Origin of the sequence: Nocardia grenadensis (genome assembly GCF_050942415.1) — a bacterium.
In the GTDB taxonomy this organism is placed as follows: Bacteria; Actinomycetota; Actinomycetes; order Mycobacteriales; family Mycobacteriaceae; genus Nocardia; species Nocardia grenadensis.
Genome location: NZ_CP192054.1, coordinates 4,374,284 through 4,395,486 on the forward strand (window position 1 = coordinate 4,374,284; position 21,203 = coordinate 4,395,486).

Annotated in this window: 16 protein-coding genes; 1 reads left to right on the top strand and 15 read right to left on the bottom strand. The window is 68.9% G+C overall.

Annotated elements, in window-relative coordinates:
* Nucleotides 1–39: 39 nt before the first annotated feature.
* The 13 genes from ACQPYS_RS19925 to ACQPYS_RS19985 form a co-directional block, all read right to left on the bottom strand.
* On the bottom strand, nucleotides 40–639 hold the full coding sequence (locus ACQPYS_RS19925; protein ID WP_433490435.1) for an HIT family protein: 600 nt from the start codon (nucleotides 637–639) through the stop codon (nucleotides 40–42).
* A 36-nt stretch (nucleotides 640–675) separates the two neighbouring features.
* Nucleotides 676–2,748 (bottom strand): threonine--tRNA ligase, encoded by a 2,073-nt coding sequence (thrS, locus tag ACQPYS_RS19930; protein WP_433490436.1) that lies wholly within the window; start codon nucleotides 2,746–2,748, stop codon nucleotides 676–678.
* A 236-nt stretch (nucleotides 2,749–2,984) separates the two neighbouring features.
* A complete protein-coding gene (locus ACQPYS_RS19935) occupies nucleotides 2,985–3,632 on the bottom strand; it encodes a (2Fe-2S)-binding protein (RefSeq protein WP_433490437.1) in 648 nt (215 codons plus the stop codon).
* Nucleotides 3,629–4,111: a TIGR02611 family protein gene (locus ACQPYS_RS19940; protein WP_084481604.1), complete on the bottom strand. Its 483-nt coding sequence runs from the start codon at nucleotides 4,109–4,111 to the stop codon at nucleotides 3,629–3,631. Before ACQPYS_RS19940 ends, ACQPYS_RS19935 begins: the two co-directional genes overlap by 4 nt.
* 83 nt (nucleotides 4,112–4,194) lie before the next feature.
* Entirely contained in the window at nucleotides 4,195–6,504 is a 2,310-nt protein-coding gene (locus ACQPYS_RS19945) for a SulP family inorganic anion transporter (RefSeq protein WP_433490438.1), read from the bottom strand.
* A 310-nt stretch (nucleotides 6,505–6,814) separates the two neighbouring features.
* Nucleotides 6,815–9,118 carry a SulP family inorganic anion transporter gene (locus ACQPYS_RS19950; protein WP_433490439.1) on the bottom strand — a complete coding sequence of 768 codons (2,304 nt, stop codon included), beginning with the start codon at nucleotides 9,116–9,118 and terminating at the stop codon, nucleotides 6,815–6,817.
* A 475-nt stretch (nucleotides 9,119–9,593) separates the two neighbouring features.
* Entirely contained in the window at nucleotides 9,594–10,439 is an 846-nt protein-coding gene (locus ACQPYS_RS19955) for a hypothetical protein (RefSeq protein WP_433490440.1), read from the bottom strand.
* 270 nt (nucleotides 10,440–10,709) lie between these two features.
* Nucleotides 10,710–12,080, bottom strand: coding sequence for an AMP-binding protein (locus tag ACQPYS_RS19960; protein ID WP_433490441.1), 1,371 nt, complete (start codon nucleotides 12,078–12,080; stop codon nucleotides 10,710–10,712).
* On the bottom strand, nucleotides 12,073–12,675 hold the full coding sequence (locus ACQPYS_RS19965; protein ID WP_063040098.1) for an energy-coupling factor transporter transmembrane component T family protein: 603 nt from the start codon (nucleotides 12,673–12,675) through the stop codon (nucleotides 12,073–12,075). The genes ACQPYS_RS19960 and ACQPYS_RS19965 overlap by 8 nt, the downstream gene beginning before the upstream one ends.
* Complete coding sequence (locus ACQPYS_RS19970) at nucleotides 12,672–13,352, bottom strand: energy-coupling factor ABC transporter ATP-binding protein (RefSeq protein WP_433490442.1); 681 nt, start codon at nucleotides 13,350–13,352, stop codon at nucleotides 12,672–12,674. Before ACQPYS_RS19970 ends, ACQPYS_RS19965 begins: the two co-directional genes overlap by 4 nt.
* Nucleotides 13,352–14,476 (bottom strand): thiolase family protein, encoded by a 1,125-nt coding sequence (locus tag ACQPYS_RS19975; RefSeq protein WP_063040130.1) that lies wholly within the window; start codon nucleotides 14,474–14,476, stop codon nucleotides 13,352–13,354. Before ACQPYS_RS19975 ends, ACQPYS_RS19970 begins: the two co-directional genes overlap by 1 nt.
* Entirely contained in the window at nucleotides 14,473–15,600 is a 1,128-nt protein-coding gene (locus ACQPYS_RS19980) for an AMP-binding protein (RefSeq protein ID WP_433493085.1), read from the bottom strand. The genes ACQPYS_RS19975 and ACQPYS_RS19980 overlap by 4 nt, the downstream gene beginning before the upstream one ends.
* Before the next feature lie 37 nt (nucleotides 15,601–15,637).
* A complete protein-coding gene (locus ACQPYS_RS19985) occupies nucleotides 15,638–16,168 on the bottom strand; it encodes a biotin transporter BioY (protein ID WP_063040303.1) in 531 nt (176 codons plus the stop codon).
* Nucleotides 16,169–16,421: 253 nt separating this feature from the next.
* Between ACQPYS_RS19985 and ACQPYS_RS19990 the strand changes: the two genes are divergently transcribed.
* Complete coding sequence (locus tag ACQPYS_RS19990; protein ID WP_433490443.1) at nucleotides 16,422–18,767, top strand: molybdopterin-dependent oxidoreductase; 2,346 nt, start codon at nucleotides 16,422–16,424, stop codon at nucleotides 18,765–18,767.
* A gap of 204 nt (nucleotides 18,768–18,971) precedes the next feature.
* On the opposite strand, the gene ACQPYS_RS19995 is transcribed toward ACQPYS_RS19990, so the two are convergent.
* On the bottom strand, nucleotides 18,972–20,072 hold the full coding sequence (locus ACQPYS_RS19995; RefSeq protein ID WP_433490444.1) for a CapA family protein: 1,101 nt from the start codon (nucleotides 20,070–20,072) through the stop codon (nucleotides 18,972–18,974).
* A gap of 201 nt (nucleotides 20,073–20,273) precedes the next feature.
* Nucleotides 20,274–21,116, bottom strand: a complete 843-nt coding sequence (locus ACQPYS_RS20000; RefSeq protein ID WP_433490445.1) for a patatin-like phospholipase family protein — start codon at nucleotides 21,114–21,116, stop codon at nucleotides 20,274–20,276.
* Nucleotides 21,117–21,203 lie beyond the last annotated feature (87 nt).

A 21,203-nucleotide genomic window follows, 5' to 3' on the forward strand; every position in this document is an offset into this window, starting at 1 on the left:
TCCGGTTCCGGCACGCGCACGTAGCGCGGCGTCGCTCATCTACGCCTCCTCCCAGGCCGATGCGAGCAGCGCCCGGGTCTCGCGCAGCAGCTGCGGCATCACCTTCGCGCCCCCGATCACGGTGATGAAGTTCGCGTCACCACCCCAGCGCGGAACGATGTGCTGGTGCAGATGGTCGGCGAGCGAGCCACCCGCGACACCGCCCAGGTTGAGACCCACATTGAACCCGTGCGGCCGGGACACCTTCTTCATCGTCCGGATGGCCCGCTGCGTGAACTCCATCAGTTCGGTGGATTCGGCGGCGGTGAGATCCTCCAGGTTCGCGACCCGGCGATAAGGCACCACCATCATGTGCCCCGGGTTGTAGGGATACAGGTTCAGCACCGCGTACACCTGCTCGCCGCGGGCGACGACCAGCCCGTCCTCGTCGGACATGGTGGGTATATCGGTGAACGGATGCCCGGTCGCGCCCTTGGGGGCCGTGGTGGCGGCCTCCGCGATGTAGGACATCCGGTACGGCGTCCACAGCCGCTGCAACCGGTCCGGTTCGCCCGCACCGCGATCCACGATCTCGCCGGACCGCTCCCGGTCCGCGCCGGGCTCCTCGGTCAGCTCGTCCGGCACCGTGCGCTCACTCATGCTCCATACCCTTTCCCCGCCCGGACGGACCCGGTGTCACGCGGGTGCACCGCCTTCGCTGTACACCAGGGCGCGAACCGTGTCCGCGGTGGGCGAGGAATTGTCGCGGCGGCGGATCCACTCCGCGACCACTCGCACCGCATCGTCCACCGGTACTCCGTTGACCTGGGTGCCGTCCCGGAACCGGAAGCTCACCGCGTCGGCCTCCACATCCCGCGCGCCGGCCAGCAGCATGAACGGCACCTTCTGCGCGGTGTGGTTGAAGATCTTCTTCTGCATCCGGTCGTCACCGCGATCGACCTCGGCCCGGACCCCGGCCGCGCGCAGCCGCGTCACCACCGCGTCCAGGTGCGGGACGAAGGTGTCGGCGACCGGGATACCGACGACCTGCACCGGCGCCAGCCAGGCCGGGAAGGCCCCCGCGTAGTGCTCGGTGAGGACCCCGAAGAAGCGTTCGATCGAGCCGAACAGGGCCCGGTGGATCATTACCGGGCGCTTCTTGGTGCCGTCGGAAGCGGTGTACTCGAGCTCGAACAGGTCCGGTTCGAAGAAATCCAGCTGGATGGTCGACATCTGCCAGTTGCGGCCGAGCGCGTCGCGGGTCTGCACCGAGATCTTCGGACCGTAGAAGGCGGCGCCGCCCGGATCGGGCACCAATTCCAGGCCGGACGCCTCCCCCACCTGGCGCAGGGTCTCGGTGGCCTCGTCCCACAGTTCGTCGGCGCCGACGTATTTGTCCGGGTCCTTGGTGGACAGCTCCAGGTAGAAATCGTCGAGACCGTAGGCCTTCAGCAGATCGAGCACAAACCGCAGGGTGCCGGTCAGTTCCTCGACCACCTGTTCTTGGGTGCAGTAGAGATGCGCGTCGTCCTGGGTGAAACCGCGAGCCCGGGTCAGGCCGTGCACGACCCCGGACTTCTCGTACCGGTACACCGAACCGAATTCGAACAGCCGCAGTGGCAGTTCCCGGTAGGACCGGCCCCGGGACCGGTAGATCAGGTTGTGCATCGGGCAGTTCATCGGCTTGAGGTAGTAGTCCTGCCCCGGTTTGCGCACCGTGCCGTCCTCGTTGAGTTCGGCATCGAGATGCATGGGCGGGTACATACCGTCGGCGTACCACTCCAGGTGCTTGGAGGTCTCGAACAGATGCGCCTTGGTGATGTGCGGGGTGTTGACGAACTCGTAGCCCGCCGCCACATGCTGCGCGCGCGAGTAGTCCTCCATCTCCTTGCGGATGATGCCGCCCTTGGGATGGAACACCGGCAGACCCGAACCCAGTTCGTCCGGGAAGGAGAACAGGTCGAGTTCCAGGCCCAGTTTGCGGTGGTCGCGCTTCTCGGCCTCGGCGAGCATGTGCAGGTACTCGTCCTGCGCCTCGGCCGACTCCCAGGCGGTGCCGTAGATGCGCTGCAGGCCTTCCCGGTTCTGGTCCCCGCGCCAGTACGCGGCCGAACTGCGGGTCAGTTTGAAGGCCGGGATGAATTTGGTGGTGGGGATGTGCGGCCCGCGGCACAGATCACCCCACACCCGCTCACCGGTCCGCGGATCGAGATTGTCGTAGATGGTCAGCTCGTTACCGCCGACCTCCATGATCTCCGGATCGTCGATCCCCGATTTGTCGCCGATCAGTTCGAGTTTGAACGGTTCGGACGCCAGTTCGATCCGCGCCTGATCCACCTCGACCACGCGGCGGGAGAACCGCTGCGCGCCCTTGACGATCTTCTTCATCCGGGACTCGAGCTTGGCCAGATCCTCGGGGGTGAACGGACGCTCGACCCGGAAGTCGTAGTAGAAGCCGTCCTTGATCGGCGGACCGATGCCCAGCACGGCCTCGGGGAACTCCTGCTGCACCGCCTGGGCCAGCACATGGGCGGCCGAATGGCGGATCACGCTGCGGCCGTCCTCGGTGTTCGCGGCGACCGCGGTGACCTCGGTATCGAGTTCCGGAACCCAGGAGAGGTCGCGCAGCTGTCCCGCGGCGTCGCGGACGACGACCACGGTATCGGGGCCCTTGGCCGGCAGGCCCGCCTCACGCACCGCGGCACCCGCCGTCGTCCCGGCAGGCACCCGGACGAGGGTGGCTGGGCTGCGGGGGGCTGTGGTGGTCACGGTGGCGCTCTCCTCGGGTATCTGTGGCCGGTTACGGTTCGGCTCGTTCGGGCAACGGGTCGCCCGCATCACTCCGGCTCGTTCCGGTTCGATGACGACTCGATCCGTCTGTCGGTGACCGGGCACAGCCCGGCCGCGACCATGCTATCGGCACAGCCGGGAACGCGTGTCGATGGACCGGGCGAGGTCGCTCGCCGTGCCCGCGCGTATGCCCGGCCGGTAACGGAACCGACGCCTCACCCTCGCCGCGCGTAATCCGCGAGGAGCGCTTCGCGTTCATGGGGGCGGCGCTTGGGGCAGCTCACACATTTCTCGCAACCCGGCGCCTCGTACACCAGGCAGCAGGAGGCACGGCGGACGAAGGTGTGCCCGGCGACCTCGACGAAGCGGGGTTCGGGCAGTGCCGTGCCGATCGCCTCGGCCAGCCGCCGACCGATCGGTGGCTGCCCGGCGTCGACGGCCCGGCCCGCCACCACATCGGTGACCACCGCCCACAGCGCCGGTTCCCGGACACCCGATACTGCGGCGAGGCGGCCGATCACCGTGGTGAGGGTCTCCCGCAGGGCCACCGCGATATCGGCCTCGGTGGCCTCGGCCCCGGAGCCATCCGGTACTGCGGTCCACCCCGCCTCGTCGATCCGGACTCTTTCGACCGTCCCGTCGGCGCGCAGAGTCAGCGCGAGCCGGTCCAGTGCGGGCGGCGGAAGCGGACGTCCCTGTGCCAGTGCCCGGACCACCTGTTCGACGAGCGCCGAGGCCGTCATACACCACCACAGCGTCGCGCTCACCCGCATCGAGTCGGTGCGCCAGGACGCGCCTAGATCCGCTATTCGAGCCGCCAGCCACGATTCGTCGGTGAGTATCCGGCCGCTCACCGGCGTCACGACATCAGCGGACTGCGCAACCACTGCCAATCGACTCCGATCCAGTCACCGACCAATCCGAACGTCCCCAGTACCCACAGGGTGGCCACGACCAGCGCACATGTCGCCAGGAAGGCGATCACCTGCATGATCGGCCCGCGCGAGATGTACCAGGCCATCCCGCGCCGGTACTTGTCCCGCAACCACACCAGCGCCCGCCGCGCCACCGCGAACTCGGTGGCCAGGATGCCGATGCCGGCGAACACCAGTGCCCACCCCGGACCGGGGAACGGAATGGTGATCACCCCGACGACGAACACCGCGGTGCCGACGACCGCCACCCCGACCCGGTAGACGAGCTCGAGCGTAGGGCGCCGCGCGATCCGGTCCCGGTAGGCGCGCCAGAACGCGGGACCGGACCGGTGCCCGGCCGCCTGCTCGCCGGGCGCACCGGCCTCGGCCGCGGGTCGATCCGTGACGGAATCGGGACGACTTTCCACGGGTACCAGCCTACGAGGCGCCGGCGGACCGGAACGCGAACGTGACCCGCCCGGAGCACCCGGACGGGTCACGTTCCGGCGTGTCACCGGACGGACTGCGCCGGTTCCCGCTGTAACTGCGCCAATAACTCGTCGTTGTCCTCGATGGGAGCGATGCCGTCCGGGCGGACTTCGATGACCCGGGCGCTGGCGATATCGAAGAACAGACCGGAAACGGTGAGCCCACGGTCGTCGACGGCGCGGCAGACCGACGGATGCCGCCGCAGGTTCTCCAGCTGCACCGCGATATTGACCATGCTCAACTGCTCCACCGGACCGAAACCGGCGGCCTCGGCAGCACGGCCGACCGGATGCCCGGCCCGGTACCGCGCCAGGCTCGGCTGCCCGTATTCGAGCCAGCGGTCGATCCCCGGACCCGCGGATTCGCCGGAGTGCAGCGCGCCCATGGCCCCGCAGGAGGAGTGACCGCAGACCACCACGGACCGGACGTTCAGCTTCTCCAGCGCGAAGACCAGCGCCGCCTCCACCGACGCGTCACCGTGCTCGGGCACCAGATTGCCCACATTGCGCACGGTGAACAGGTCTCCCGGCCCGCTGTTGGTGATCACATTCGGCACGATTCGCGAATCCGAGCAGGTCAGGAAGAAGGAATCCGGGTCCTGCCCGTCCCGCAGCTCGTCCAGATGCGGCCGCACCAGATGCGCGTGGCTGCGGTGGTAGGCGGCGATACCGCTCACCAGCGGGTCACCACCGTCACCCGAACCACTGGACGAACCGTTACGTTCCGCCTGCCAGGGCCCCAGGACGCCGTCGAGAGCGACCCGGCTCATACTGCGCGAAGGCGGTGCCGCCTCCACGTTCGCCATCCGCGCGGCCCCGATTTCCACGAAATCGACGGTGCCACCGTTGCTCTCGTGCTGTCGCGCCCAATCGGTGATGGCTTCGTATGCGGCGTGATCGAGGAAGTCGACCGTCATCTCCACCGTCACCGGGATACCCTGCGGGACCTTGGCGAAGGTGGACGACAGTTTCGGCAGCGACAGGAAGGTGCACGATCCGTCGACCTGGATCAGCCAGCGGTCGGTACCGCCGAGCGGTTCGGCGGTGATCGTGACGCGGACGACCCGCCAGAGCAGGAGCGCGAAGGCCAGCGCCAAGCCGATGAGCACACCTTCCAGCAGGTTCAGGAAGACGACGGCGGCCAGGGTCACCGCGTAGACGAGCAGATCGCCGGTGCGGTGGGCGAGCCGGATATGCGCCAGTTTGACCAGCTGTACGCCGATGACGATGAGCAGGCCGGCCAGGGCGGCCAGCGGGATCTGCTCCACCAGCGAAGCCAGGGCCACCGAGAAGATCAGGAGCCAGACGCCGTGCAGTACGGCCGAAGCGCGGCTGCGCGCACCTGCCGCGACATTGGTGGAGCTGCGCACGATGACGCCGGTGACGGGGAGGCCGCCGAGCAGGCCGGACAGTACGTTCGCCGAGCCCTGACCGAGCATTTCGCGGTCGAAGTCGGCCCGCGGCCCGGTGTGCATCTTGTCGATCGCGACGGCCGACAGCAGGCTCTCCACGCTGGCGATGAGCGCGAAGGTCAGGATCATCAGCGCGACCCCGGCCCAGTCGCTGCGGGGTAGTTCGGGCAGCCCGATCGCATCGAACAGCGAGCCGTCGATGGTGACCCGCTTGACGTCGAGCGAGAGCACCAGCGACAGCACGGTGGCCACCACGATCGCGGCCAGGGCGCCGGGGACCACCCGGATCCGCTCGGGGAGGTACTTCCAGCCGAGCATGATGGCGATGACGACCACACCGAGAAGGACGGCCGGTCCGTGCAGCGCGACCAGCTGGGCGGGCAGGTCGGCGATGTTGGTCCACGCGGTGCTGTTGGATTCACCGCCGAGCAGGACGTGCAATTGCTGCAGTGCGATGGTGATACCGATTCCGGCCAGCATGGCGTGCACCACCACCGGCGCCACCGCCAGTGCCGCCCGGGCGATCCGGCTCAATCCGAACAGGATCTGCAGGACCCCGGCCGCGGCGACGATGAAACAGGTGACACGCCAGCCGAATTGGTTTATCGATTCGGCGATGATCACGGTGAGCCCCGCGGCCGGGCCGCTCACCTGGAGGACGGAGCCGCCGAGCGCGCCGGCGACCACACCACCGATCACCGCGGCGATGAGACCGGCGGCAACCGGGGCGCCGGAGGCGATCGCGATACCGATGGACAGCGGTAGCGCGACAAGGAAGACCACGATCGACGCCGGGACATCGTGGCGCAGGATCGAGGTCAGCCAGGTCTGGGTGGATTTGCGCCGGGACCCGGCGGGCGCACGCCCGTCCGGGCCCGGACCAGTAACTGACTCCGGGGAATTCGTGCTCTGGGTGCCCATCGTTCTCCTTCGCCGACTCGGCACGGGCCAGGTCGGTTGACGATCATCGTGTCCGCTCGGACACAGACCGCGAACCGGCAACTCGCGGTGAAGTGGGGACTCGGCACACCTACGGGCCGAGTTGTAAACCGTTGCCATGGTATGGGTAATGACTTATCAAAGCCTGAGAAGGCACCCCCCACTCCTGGCGATAACGCGCACGACCCTCGCGGTCCGATCCCGCTATGACCGACATCACTGCCGAAACAGATTGTTCCGCAAGCGATCGTGTCTCGACCGGTAGTACCGGAACGGAGGCCGGCAACCATGCTCACACCGTCCCCATCGACGCCGGTTCGCGCTGCAATTGCGCCAATAACTCGTCGTTGTCCTCGAGGGAAGCGATCCCGTCCGCACCCACCTCGATCAGCCGGGCGCTGGCGATATCGAAGAACAGACCGGCTACGGTGAGCCCCCGTTCCTCGATCGCCCGGCGCACCGACGGATGCCGCCGCAGGTTCTCCAGCTGCACCGCGATATTGACCATGCTCAACTGCTCCACCGGACCGAAACCGGCGGCCTCGGCAGCGCGGCCGACCGGATGCCCGGCCCGGTACCGCGCCAGGCTCGGCTGCCCGTATTCGAGCCAGCGGTCGATCCCCGGACCGGCCGACTCACCGCAGTACAGGGCGCCCATGGCCCCGCAGCACGAATGGCCGCAGACCACCACGGTGCGAACACTGAGTTTCTCGAGCGCGAAGACCAGCGCCGCTTCCACCGAGGCGTCGTGTTCGGGCACCAGATTGCCCACATTGCGCACGGTGAACAGATCACCCGGTCCGCTGTGGGTGATCACATTCGGCACGATGCGCGAATCCGAGCAGGTCAGGAAGAAGGAATCCGGGTCCTGCCCGTCCCGCAGCTCGTCCAGATGCGACCGCACCAGATCCGCACGGCTGCGATGGTAGGCGGCGATACCGCTGGCCAGCGGATCGCCGTCGGCCGATCCGTGGGACGAACCGTTGCGATGCAACCGCCACGGCCCGAGGACATCGGCGAGCGCGACCCGGCCCATCCCCCGCGACGGCGGGGCATCCTGTACGTTGGCCATCCGCGACGTACCGATCTCCACAAAATCGACTGTGCCTCCGTTGCTCTCGTGCTGACGCGCCCAATCGGTGATCGCGTCGTAGGCGGCGTGATCGAGGAAATCCACGGTGAGTTCCACCGTCACCGCCACTCCCGGTGGCACCGCGCCGAAAGTGGTGGACAGTTTCGGCAGCGAAAGGAAGGTACAGGAACCGTCGATCCGCACGAGCCAGCGCTCGGTTCCGCCGATGCGTTCCGCGGTCACGGCGACCCGCACGACCCGCCAGACCAGCAGCGCGAAGGCCAGCGCCAAACCGATCAGAACCCCCTCGAGCAGGTTCAGGAAAACCACCGTCACCAGGGTGGCCACGTAGACGAGGAGATCGCCGGTCCGGTGCGCGAGCCGGATATGCGCCAGTTTGACCAGCTGCATACCGATGACGATCAACAGGCCGGCCAGCGCGGCGAGCGGGATCTGCTCCACCAGCGACACCAGGGCCACCGAGAACACCAGCACCCAGACACCGTGCAGGATCGCCGACGCCCGGCTCCGGGCGCCCGCGGCCACATTGGTGGAACTGCGCACGATGACACCCGCGACGGGCAGACCACCGAGCAACCCGGTCAGGACGTTCGCCGACCCCAGGCCGATCATCTCGCGATCCAGGTCCGTCCGCGGCCCGGTGTGCATCTTGTCGATCGCGACGGCCGACAGCAGGCTCTGCACACTGGTGATCAGCGCCACGGTGAAGATCATCATGACCACGGCGGCCCAATCACCGTGTGGCAGTTCGGGCAACCCGATCGCATCGAACAGCGAGCCGTCCAGTGCGACCCGCTTCACCTCCAGTGACAACACCCCGGAAAGCCCCGTCGCCACCACGATGGCCACCAGCGCCCCGGGTACCACCTTGACGCGTTCGGGCAGGCGATTCCAGCCCAGCATGATGACGATGACGAGCACCCCGAGCAGCGCCGCGGGACCATCGGCGGCGGTGAGCCGACTCGCCAGCTCGGTGATGTTATCCCATGCGGTACTGCCGGATTCGCCGCCGAGCAGTACATGAACCTGCTGGAGCGCGATGGTGATTCCGATCCCCGCGAGCATGGCGTGGACCACCACCGGGGCCACCGCGAGCGCGGCACGGGCGACCCGGCTCAAACCGAACAGGATCTGCAGTACACCGGCGGCGGCGACGATGAAACACGTTACTCGCCAGCCGAATTGATGGATGGATTCGGCAACGACCACGGTGAGGCCGGCCGCGGGGCCGCTCACCTGTAGCGCGGAGCCGCCGAGTGCACCGCCGACGATGCCACCGATGACGGCGGCGATGAGCCCGGCGGCCACCGGGGCGCCGGAGGCGATCGCGATACCGATGGACAAGGGCAGCGCGACCAGGAAGACCACGATCGAGGCCGGGACGTCATGGCGCAGGATCGAGGCCGGGTCCAGGGAGGGTAGGCGGAATCCGGGCACGGCCGTGGATACGGACGAGCCCGGTCCAGGCGGTGACGCATGGGCATTCGGGATCTTGGTTGCCATTGGTCTCCTTCGCCGACTCGGCACAGGCCGAGGTCGGTTGACGATCAACATGTCCAGTCGGGCACAGACCGCGAACCGGCATCTCGCGGTGAAGCAGGTCCTCGGCACGCAACGAGCCGAGTTTCAAAGCATCGTCATGGTATTGGTAAAGGCTTAGCAAAGCTTAAGAAATGAAGCGCGCCACCGGCAACACCGCCACCACGAAGATCGAACCGCAGCGATGCCACCATCGAAACCACATCCAACGAGCAGACTCGACTTCCAGAATACTGTTGAAAACCCATGCAGGACAGCTGATCGAAGCTCGGTGCACAGCGATCGGACGAACCCTTCCGATGCATCGTCACCACCATGCCTGTGGCGTCGCATCGAGGTGAGATGCCACAGTCCGGCTCCACATATAGTAAAGAACTACCCAAACTCGGCAATAGAGGTAGCGGGACGAAAATGACAATCGCTACCCAACCGATACGTGTCATTGAGATGCGGTGACGTGCGGTACCCCGGAAGCACGATCGGGTGACCGAACCGGTGACGCGCCCCCCGCATCAATGAATCGACATGACTCTATCGAAAAGCTCCAAGCCCTGAACAGCGGAGACACGATACTTACCGACACCCGGCCGCCAGGACCGCGCGACCACGATGGTGCGGCCAGAACACCCACCGCCGTCTCGGCACCGGCCGGGGCGACCGCCGGACCACCGCCGCCCGCCTGCCGGCCGCGCAGTTCCGGCGGGATCACCTCCGCGCCGCGCGCGAGCCCGGTGCGGAACATCCGGCCGGTGTTGATCATGCTGTTCATGGTGGTGTGCCATTGCTCCCCGGTGAGCAACCAGCCGAAATCACTGCGCAGCCGCGGACTGTCCCAGTACGCACCGTGATAGATGGCCGGCTGCCCTACCATGTCCTCGGCCATCGCCTTGTCCAGCACCCGGGTGAGTGGGTTGCCGAAGGTGGCGCCTTTGGTGGCCACGACATCCTCGAGCACGAACAGCGAGCGGAAGGACCGCGGATCGAAGGCGGCGTGATACGCCCAGGGCGCCTCCAGTTCGAGTTCCGGCCGGATGTGGCGATAGAAACCGGACTCGTTCCCCAGCAGCCGGCACAGCCCGCATACCACCCGCATCGTAAGCGCCGCAGTGGATTTCGTGAACAGTTCGGACGGCAGCCGGGCAGCCGCCCCGACCTCGTTGTACCGGACGGCGAGCCCACGACGCGACGAGGTGCCGTTACTGCCCGCGGTGAGCGTGAACGACTCCACCCGCGCCTGCGGATGCCGCGCGCACAACGCGGCAGTGAGCCACTGCTCGGTCAGCAACTCGGGTGCGGCCGGTCCTCGGTGAGTTCGGTGGGAGCCATTCTGCGGAGCACACCGCGCAGGTAGCATCCCGCGATCCGCGTGGTGAGCCCTGCCGCCCTGCCCTTTTCCAGAACCGACACCTCGATCACCCGAACCCTTCACAACATTCGAAACTCTGCGCCCTGCAACATAGCGGTATTCGCGGCGGTGCTCTTCCTACCGTGGCGACGGCCACCGGATCGGCCGCACCCATTGCGCACGAGTCGCTGTCGCGCTCCCGGCGCGGTGTCAGCCGAACAGGGCGGTCACCGCTTCGCGATCCACTTTGCCCCGCGACGTCCGCGGCAACCGGTCCACCACCCGCACCCGATCCGGCATGCTCGGTGCCGGCAGCACCGCCCGCAGCCGCCGCCGGATCTCCTCGGGGCCGGGCGCGTCGCCGGTGACCACGACGGCGGCCACCGGCACCTGACCCCAGCGCGCGTCGGCGAGTCCGACGCAGGCGGCCTCGGTGACTCCGGGGATGCCGGACAACGCGGCCTCGACCGCCGCCGGCTCCACGTTCAGGCCACCCCGGATGAGCATTTCTCCGTCGCGACCGAACAACCGTAACCTGTTGCCCGCCAACGCTCCTCGATCGCCGACCGAGAACCACCCGTCGACCGGTCCGTCCACCACACCGTCCTCGGTCAGGTATCCGGTGAAGACCATATCGCTGCGCACGTGGACCAGACCGTCACGGATCCCCACCTCGACCCCGTCGAACAGTTCCCCCGCAGTGCTGTCGTCGGTAGCGCCGAGACCGCGGTCGAACGAGACGAAACTCAGTTCCGAGGCCCCGTAGAAATGGGTGAGCGCGGCATTCGGCAGTACCTCCCGCAAGGCCACACGCCCCGGCCGCGGCCAGCGCGCCGCCGAGGAGAGCACCTCACGCACGCTGCCGACCGGCCCCGGGCCCGAACGCACCACGTCCCAGGCGATGGCGGGGATAGAGTACAGGTGAGTGGGGCCGTCGGCCAACGCCACGGTGACCGGGCGCAGATCGACCGTCGCGCCCCGGGTCAGCGCGTGCAGCGCGCCGTAGAGGAAGTGCGTGTGATCGAGTACGCCCGGCGTCGAGACCCGGTCTCCCGCATCGATATCGAAGGTCGCGTCGGAGCGCTCCAGGGTCGCCGCCCACGATCGCTGATCCCGCACGAACAATTTGGGTTCACCGGTGGTGCCCGAGGTGATCCCCACCAGTAGTTCGCTTCTGGGATCCGCGTGCCCGCACGGCCCGTCCGATTCCAGCTCCACCGCGGTGCGGATCGCGCCCGTCCAGCCCAACCGGCGCAGTAGCCGATGATGACCGGGCGCGGCGCACACCTGCGCGGGCCTGGACAGCGTCAGGACGTGTTCCAGCTGCCGCGGCAACAGATGACGGTGCAGCAGCACCACACCCACCCCGGCGTACATCGCCGCCGCCACGGTGACCAGTGAGCCGATATCGGAGGTGGGCAGTACCGCCACCCGGCGCGCGCCGGCCAGACCCGCAGCGGTACGGGTGACCCGCTCCAGGAATTCGCCGTAGGTGGCCTGTTCGCGCGCGGCGACGACGGCGATCGCCGCCGGGCGCCGGGCCGCCTGCCGCGCGATCCGCTCGGCGAGCAGTTCAGTCATCGTCGACTCCGCGGGCGGCCAGTGCGTCGCCCATCGCGTCGGCGGTGCGCAGCGCCCGGACCAGGACGGGAGTGGCGAGGGCGGTCACCGACCACTGCAGTCCCCGCGCGCGCCGGGCGTCGGCCACCTCCCGGACGATCCCGGCCAGCAGCGGCACACAGCGGATCGCCAGCGCCAGCAGCAGGCCGATACGTTCGGGGTCGACGCCGAGACGCCGCAGCGGTCCGAGCCCGCGGGTGACGGCGTCCAACATATCGGTGACCCGGGTCGTCAAGGTGACCAGGGCGGCCAGCGCCACCGAGATCAGCAGCAGCCCGCACACCACCGTGGCGCGCGCGGGCGAGGTCGTCACGACCTGGACCGCCGCGATGAACGCCAGCATCCACAGCACCGGCCGTAACTGGGCCAGCGCCACCCGCCACGGGATCCGGGCGAGCGCGAACACCGCGGCGACACCGAGCGCGAGGACACCGACCTGCGCGGGTGTCCGCACGAACACGGTCGCGGCCACGATGATCACGACGAGCGACAGCAGTTTCGCACCGGCCGGCATCCGGTGCAGGAGCGAGTGACCGGGAAGGTACAGCCCGATCACTCGATCAGCTCCTGGTAGGCGGGGACAGCCGCGGCGGGGGCGCCGTCGAAGACGACCGCGCCCTCGTCGACGACGATCACCCGTTCGAAACTGTCCAACAGCCCGAGCTGATGAGTTACGACGATGACCTGCTGATCCACCGAATCGAGCGCCGCCGCGACGGCGCGGGCATTGCGCAGGTCCAGCAGAGTGGTCGGCTCGTCGGCCACGATCACTTCCGGGCGCCGGATGAGGACGGCACCCAGCGCCAGCAACTGTTTCTGCCCGCCGGAGAGCAGATGGGACGGATGGTCGGCGTGGGCGGCGAGACCGAAGCGATCCAGTATCTCGGCCACCCGCCCGGCGATCTCCGATTTGCTCAGACCCGTACGCCGTAGCGAGAACGCCAGATCCTCGGCGACCGTCGGCATGACGATCTGCGAGTCGGGATCGGTGAACACGAACCCCACCTTGCGGCGTACCCGGGCGCCCTTCTTCGAGGCGTCGATACCGTCCACGGTGACGGTGCCCGAGGTCGGGGCCAGCAGACCGTTGATCATCCGGGCCAGGGTCGATTTCCCGGACCCGTTGGCGCCGATGATCCCCACCCGGCGCTCGGTGATCCGCAGATCCACCTCGCGCAGGACCCGGCGCTCACCGTAGCGGTGACTCACCGCGTCGAAGACGATCTCGCTCATTACATCCGCTCCACGAGTACTGCGATCCCCTGACCACCGCCGATAGCACAGGCCGCCAGCCCGAGGGCGGGCCCGTCCGGCCGTAACATCTGGCTCGCCAGCCGCACCAGCAGGACCGCACCCGAGGCGCCCCAGGGATGGCCCATGGCGATCGCGCCGCCCTCCGGGCAGAGAACCGCCTCGTCCACACCCAGTTCGTCGGCCACGGCCAGCACCACCGAGGCGAAGGCCTCGGTGATCTCCACGATGCCGAGCTCGGCCACCGAGTGACCGGTCCGCCGCAGCACCTTCCGGATCGCCGGCACCGGTCCCAGCCCGGGCAGGGCGGGATCCGAGCCGCTCACCGCCGAACCGAGGACCCGCAGCGCGGGCAATCCGGCCGCGCGCGTCTCGCTCGTCACGGCCAGCACGGCGGCACCGTCGGAGATCCCGCAGGAGTTGCCGGCGGTCGCGGTGCCGTCGGTGCCGAAGCTGGGCCGCAGCCGGCCCAGTCGCTGCGCGGTCATCCCCGGCCGGATGCGCTGGTCCCGGCTCACTCCCGCGACCGGTACCAGCTCCGCGCCGAAATCGGTGGCGGCGGCACGGGCATGGGAGCGGGCGGCATAGGCGTCCTGGCGTTCCCGGCCGATACCGCGGTGCCGGGCGAGATCATCGGCGGCGACACCCATATCCGGGTCGGGAAAACCCTCGGGCGCGAACGGCGCGCGGGTATAGCGCACCGGTTCCCGCTCCGGCTCGGGCGGCCAGAACCGCCACGGCGCGGTACTCGCGGATTCGACACCACCGGCGAGGATCAACCCGTCCCCGCCGCTGCGCACCCGCAGCGCAGCCTGCATCACCGCGTCCAGCCCGGAGCCGCACTGCCGGTCCACGGTGACGCCGGGTACCTGCGTACCCAGCCCGGCCCGCAGCGCCGCGACCCGGGCCGGATTCCCGCCGGGGCCCAGACAGTTGCCCAGCACCACATCGTCGATCTCGTCGTCCATCCCGGCCACGCGCAACTCCCCGGCGACGGCCCGCAGGACCGGGGCGGCCAGATCGGTCACGGTCAGCCCGGCGAACGCGTGCCCGGCCGTGCCGATCGGGGTGCGCCGGGCGGCGACCAGAACAGGAACAGCACTCACGCCAGCAAGTCTTTCAACCGGCCGCGGGCGACCTTCCCCGCGGTCGTAGTGGGAAGCTCCCCGACCCGCACCCAGCGCCGCGGCAGCGCTTCCCGGCTCAGCAGCCCGCGCGCCCGCCGCCGTACCTCCTCGATCGCGATCCCGTTCAATTGCACTGCCGCCGTGACGGTTTCCCCGAACACCGCATGCGCCGAACCGATCACCGCGGCCGCCACCACCCCGTCGATCCCGCCGAGCACCCGTTCCACATCCTCGGCGACGACGGTGGTACCGCCGACATTGATCACCGCCGCACCCCGTCCCCGGACCGTGAGTTCCCGGTCGTCGCCGAGTACGGCCAGATCACCGACGCCGAACCATTCGGGCGCACCGAGCACCGTGTAGGGCGACCGCACGTAGAGCAATCCGTCGCGGATCTCGGCGTCCACCTCGTCGAACAACCGCAGCGGTTCCGGTACCCGCCGGGCCGCGACCAGCGATACCTCGGAGGAGCCGTAGTACTCGACGACCCGCAGGTGACGGGCCGCCGCGAGCGCGCCGGGGTCGGCCGCGATACCCGCGACGACGGCGGTGTGCAGTTCGGGCGCGGCCCGCACGACCTCGCGCAGTACCGCCGGGACGGCGTGCACGACGGTGGCCTGTCGTGGGTCGTCGGTGACGCAGGCCCCGCACCACAGCGCGTGCAGGGCCCCGAACAGATGCATTGTCGCGTGCAGCGGGCCGGTGAGCAGGACCCGGTCGGCGGTCGCGACCTCGGTGATCGCGGTGAAGGACGGAAAACTGTCGTACCAGGAGGCGGCGGTGCGGGCCAGCGGCCGGGGCCGTCCGGTCGATCCCGAGGTCGCGACCAGCAGGAACGCCGAGGCCGGCCATTCGGTGCGGTCCGGACGCGTAGCGGGGTCCTCCACGGTGACCGGGACACCGCGCCGCGCGGCCGCGCAGACGCAGATCAGCGCGTCGGCGACCGGCAGGCCGGACGCGTCGTATCCACCCGGGCCCGGTTCGTGCCGGTCGATCCAGCGGTCGACCGCGCGATCGAGTTCGGCGTAGCTGTACCGCCGCCCGTCGAGATCGAGCGCGGACGCGGCACCGGCGCCGCCGAATACCGGCGGATCGACCGGAATGATCTCCTTGTCGATCCGCCCCGCCGTCGGCCCCCGGCTAGCCACGAATCAACCCGGGGTAGGCGCGGTGCACCCCTTTGGCCACCATCGTCGCGACGACCACCTTCAGCGCATCGCCCGCCAGGAACACACCGTTGGAGGCGATGGCCGGCCACAGCGCCATATCGGTGCGCAGCAGCAGTCCGAGGGTTCCGAAGAAGTAGATGACCACCATCCCGCCGATCGCGTTGATCAACAGCGCCGGCAGGACCGCGTACCTGGGCACGATCCGGGCGGTGAGCAACCCGATGAACAGTGCTGCCGGGATCCAACCGACCAGATAGCCGGCACTCGGGCCGGCCAGCGCGGTGAGCCCGGTGCGGCCGCCCGACAGCAACGGCAACCCGATGACGGTCAGCGCGATGAAGACCGCCACCGCGGCTGTGCCCTTGCGCGGACCCAGCACCGCCCCGGCCAGTACGACACCGAGAGTCTGCACGGTGATCGGCACCGGACTGAATCCGACCGTGACGGCACCCGGCAGTCCCAGCGCCGCGATCAACGCGGCGAAGACCGCGATCTGCGCCATATCGCGTGCGGTGATACCCGGCCGCGGCATCCGCTCGTTATCGACACCGCTCACCGGGATACCTCCGCAACACCATGACTTGAACAACGTTCAAGATAGCAATCGCCGGGTGACCTGCCGACGGGTCCCCCACGGTCGGCCCGCCCGGCGTCCGAATCCGGGCGCCGCCCACCCCACACCCCGCTTCACACCGCGACCCGGTCGTACGGTGATCGATGACCCGGATCACCGTACGACCGCCCGAAGGACCACGATGACGCAGCCGCTACCGACCGCGACACACTGGGGCAACTTCCTGATCGATCGCGCCGGCGACGGCGAACTCCGCATCACCCCCGCCGGGTCCGACCCCGACCCCTCGCCGATCGGCCGCTCGCTCGCCGCCACCCACGACCCCGACCACCGGATCGCCCGGCCCGCCGTCCGGCTCGGCTACTACCGGGACCGCGAGCACAGCGACACCACGCGCCGCGGCCGCGAACCGTTCGTGGAGGTCGACTGGGACGAAGCCCTGGATATCACCGCCGACGCCCTGCGGTCCACCCGGGAGCGCTCGGGTAATCGCGCGATCTACGGTGGCTCCTACGGCTGGGCCAGCGCCGGCCGGTTCCACCACACCCAGGGGCAGATCCATCGCTTCCTGCGGATGTTCGGCGGCTACACCGCCTCGGTGGACACCTATTCGTTCGCCGCCGCGGAGGTCACCATCCCGCACGTATTGGGGATGAACGCCTACTACGCGGCCCGGCAGTCCCCCACCACGGAGGAGATCGTGCGGCACTGCGCCCGCATCGTCTTCTTCGGCGGGGCAGCGGCACGGAACGCACAGGTCAACCCGGGTAGTTTCGGTGCCCACGGTTATCGCGACCATCTCGCGGCCCTCCGTGCGGCCGGCGTCGACACGATCAATATCGGTCCCGTCCGCGACGACCTCGAGCCGGTGCCGGTCGCCCGCTGGGTCCCGTGCCGGCCCGGCAGCGATGTGGCGATCATGCTGGCCCTGGTGCACACCCTCCTGGCCGAGGATCTGCACGACCGGGCTTTCCTCCAGCGCTACACCGTCGGTTTCGACCGTTTCGCCGACTACGTGACCGGGCGCGCGGACGGCGAACCGAAAACCCCGGAATGGGCGGCATCGCTGTCGGAGGTACCCGCCGCCGAGATCCGGGAGCTGGCCCGGCTGCTCGCCCGGGAACGCTGCGTGATCGGGCTGCCCTACGCGCTGCAACGCGCGGAACACGGAGAGCAGACCTACTGGGCCGCGTGGGCACTGGCCGCCGCCCTCGGCCATATCGGCCTGCCCGGCGGCGGCGTTCTCATGGGCGCCGGCAGCGGAATGACCAACGGAATGCAGCGACGGCACCTGCCGTTCGAGATCGCCGCCCTGCCCCAACCACCGAATCCGGTCGCCGACGTGATCCCGGTGGCGCGCCTCACCGACATGCTGGAACGTCCCGGCGAGACCGTCGACTACAACGGCCGCGTCCTCACCTATCCGCATATCGACCTCGTCTACTGGGCCGGCGGCAACCCGTTCCACCATCATCAGGACCTCAACCGGCTGCGCCGCGCCTGGACCCGACCGCGGACGGTCATCGTCAACGAGATCGGCTGGACGTCCACCGCCCGGCTGGCCGATATCGTGCTGCCCGGCACGGCCGCCCAGGAACGCGAGGATTTCGCCGCCTCGCGGGTCGATCACTGGCTCTCCCCCATGCGCGCGGCCCTGCCGCCCTACGGGGAGGCACGCGACGATTACGCGATCTTCGCCGCCCTCGCCGACCGGCTGGGCTTCGGTCACCGGTTCACCGAGGGACGCACCGCGCGGCGGTGGGTGGAACACCTGTGGCAGACCACCGTCGACAACGCGGCCGCCGCCGGCATCTCCCTCCCTGATTACCGCGAGTTCCGGTCCGGTGCGCCGATCGACCTGCGCCCCCGGCTTCCCGAAAGCCGACACGTCCTCGAACGTTTTCGGGAGGACCCGGACCGCCATCCGCTCGGTACACCGTCGGGCCGGATCGAGATCTTCTCCCGCACCGTCGCGGACTTCGGCTACCCCGATTGCCCCGGTCACCCCGCCTGGTTTCCGGCCCGGGAATGGCTCGGCAGCCCCCGCGCGCAACGCTTCCCGCTGCATCTGCTCTCCCACCAGCCCGCGACCCGCCTGCACAGCCAGCTCGACTACGGCGCCACCAGCCGGGAATCCAAGATCCACGACCGCGAACCGCTGCGCATGCACCCCGCCGACGCCGCCGCCCGCGACCTGCGTGACGGCGATATCGTCCGTGTCTTCAACGACCGCGGCGCCCTTCTCGCGGGCCTCCGGCTCACCGACATGGTCCGTCCCGGCGTCGTGCACATGGCCACCGGCGCCTGGTACGACCCCTTGGATCCCGACGACCCGGAAGCACTGGACGTACACGGCAACCCGAATACCGTCACCCACGACATCGGCACCGGTTCGCTGGCCCAGGGACCGGCGGTCAACAGCTGCCTGGTCCAGATCGAACGCTACGCGGGCGACCTCCCCCCGCTGCGCATCCACCGCCCCCCAGAGCTGATCCCGGCCGGACGACTCGGCGACCGCCCCGAATAATGGCCCGGCGACCAGCTCACGAGGGTCGATACGCTATCCGGTAGGCTCGTCGACCGGCCCGAAGCCACTTCCGACGGCTCGCCGCCAAGGCCACGATTGCCCCGGGGCCGCCGGACGGTCGGGGACGACTCCCACCCGCGCGTGGACCACCGACCTGCGGCCGATAGTACCCGAACGATATTGCCGCATAACATGACTCGAGCGTCACACTGCAGGCTCGGCAGTCAGCAGATCATCGGTCCCGAGCTCGACGCGGGTGCCGAAACGGTAACTGATATCGGCGAGCCGAGTTCGTAACCATTGCGTATCCGATCGCCCTGGGCGCTCGAGCCGGAGACGACGGATACGCAGGGGCAGCATTCGCAGCACGGCCGGACCGGAAAGGTCGACGGTGGCGAGATACAGCAATCGCAGTTCGGGCCGGTAGGACTCGTGGCCGCCGATACCCTCGTAGTCGTCGATCACATCCCCGCATCCGTACAGGATGGGTTTGCCCCGGTAGATCTCGACAGGTCGAGGGTGGTGTGCGGAGTGGCCGTGCACGATATCGATACCGGCGTCGATGAGGCGGTGCGCGAACTGCCGCTCGCTCAGTCCGGTCCCGTACCCCCAGTTCGATCCCCAATGGACCGATACGACCGTCGGTTCACCGGCACGCCGGTGGGCCGCCAGGTGCGCCGCGATCTCGTCGGCGTGGCGCACCGAGGGATGGTCGATGCGCCGGACTCCGGGACGGCCGGCGGCAGCGGCCCAATCCGCTGGAACGCCGCTGGACCGGGTCGATACGGACGCGATCAGCATCCGGCGCCCGCCCGGTAGCGGCACCGCGGCGGGCTGTTGCGCCGCCGCGAGGTCGGCTCCCGCCCCCACGGCCCGGATATCCGCGGCGGCCAGCACGTCGAGTGTGTCCGTCAATCCGCCGATACCGAAATCGAGAGCATGGTTGTTGCTCAACGCACAAACATCGGGGGCGAACGCGGTGAGTGCCGGCAGATTGCCGGGCTGCATCCGATAGTGGATGGCTTTACCGGGAGCGAAGTCGCCGTCCGCGGTGATCGCGGTTTCCAGATTGACCAGGCGCACTTCGGGCGCGAGTTCGTCCAGCAGGCCCGGCAGCTCACCCCACACCCAGTCGTAGCCGCAGGGCCGCGGCACCGGCCCGTGGGCCCGTTCAGCCAATTCGACGTAGCGCCGGGCGTCCCAGACCCATGGCTCCCGCAGTTCCGGGGATCCCGGATGCGGCAGGATCTGGTCCACGCCACGCCCCAGCATCACATCACCCCCGAGCAAGACCGTAACCGTCATCGTTACGCCGCCTTGTACGGCACCGGCTCGACCCGGCGCGCCCCCGAACCGACAACGCGCCGCGCCGGGGCGATCACGTGAGGCATCGGCCACACCCCGAAACCCATACCTGAAAGCTATCACTGAACCTGGGGCGACACCGGCCCGGGCACCACCCACCCAGGGTGGGACACCTGCTCAGATACGCATATCCAGGTATCGCTACCCCTCCCAGGCCTCGCGCACGACATCGGCCACTCGGGGCGCTTGCGCGATACCTGCGTCCGTGGCGGCAGGCGCGGTTGCCGGATCCAGCGGATTCACGCCCCAGGTGGATCTCGAGGCCCGGTCGGGCGTGATCAACAGCTTCTCGGTATGGGAGCCGAACCCGCGCATCTCGCGGCGCGCACCGAATGGAATCGGCGCTATCACGATCACGCGGTCACGACCTGCCGCGAGATGCGCATTGACTCCCGACCACATACCGCCATCCATGTACCGGTGCGAGCCCAGGTGTACCGGCGGCCATACGAAAGGGACAGCGCAACTGGCGGTAACCGCGTCGACCAATTCGACAGAACCGTTCCGGTCGAACACTTCGAGCCGACCGGTATTGATATTCACCGCGGTCACCTTCAGGTCAGCGTCCGGCCAGGCATGCTCCGGTAATCTCCCGGCCAGCACAGCGCGCCGCCCCACGGCCAGGTCCGGGTTCGACCGCCGAGCCACCTGCCGGCCGAGCCGGCGAAGCCCCGCCGCTTTGTCGAGCGTCAACTTCGATGCCGCGATACGCGTGACCGCCCCTGCGCCGAGCCTGACCACCGGCCCTCCACTCGCGCCCGCGCGCTGCGAATCACACAGATCCGACAAAGAGGTACGGCCTGCGATCTGCGCTCCCACCACCGAGCCGGCCGATGTGCCGACCACCAAGTCGGCCCGGCGAAGGTGCAGCCCCATCCGCTCGAGGCCGAGCAACAGACCCGTCATCCACGCACTCCCCGCTATACCGCCCCCACCGAGAACCAGAGCACGGCCGCCCGAAGCGGACCCACACACACCTTCCATGGCCCTGGTCCTATCACGGCCGGCACATAGTTCGGGTATGAACGTCGCCTGGGCCGTGCGGTATTCCGCGCTCCGGCGCCACCAATG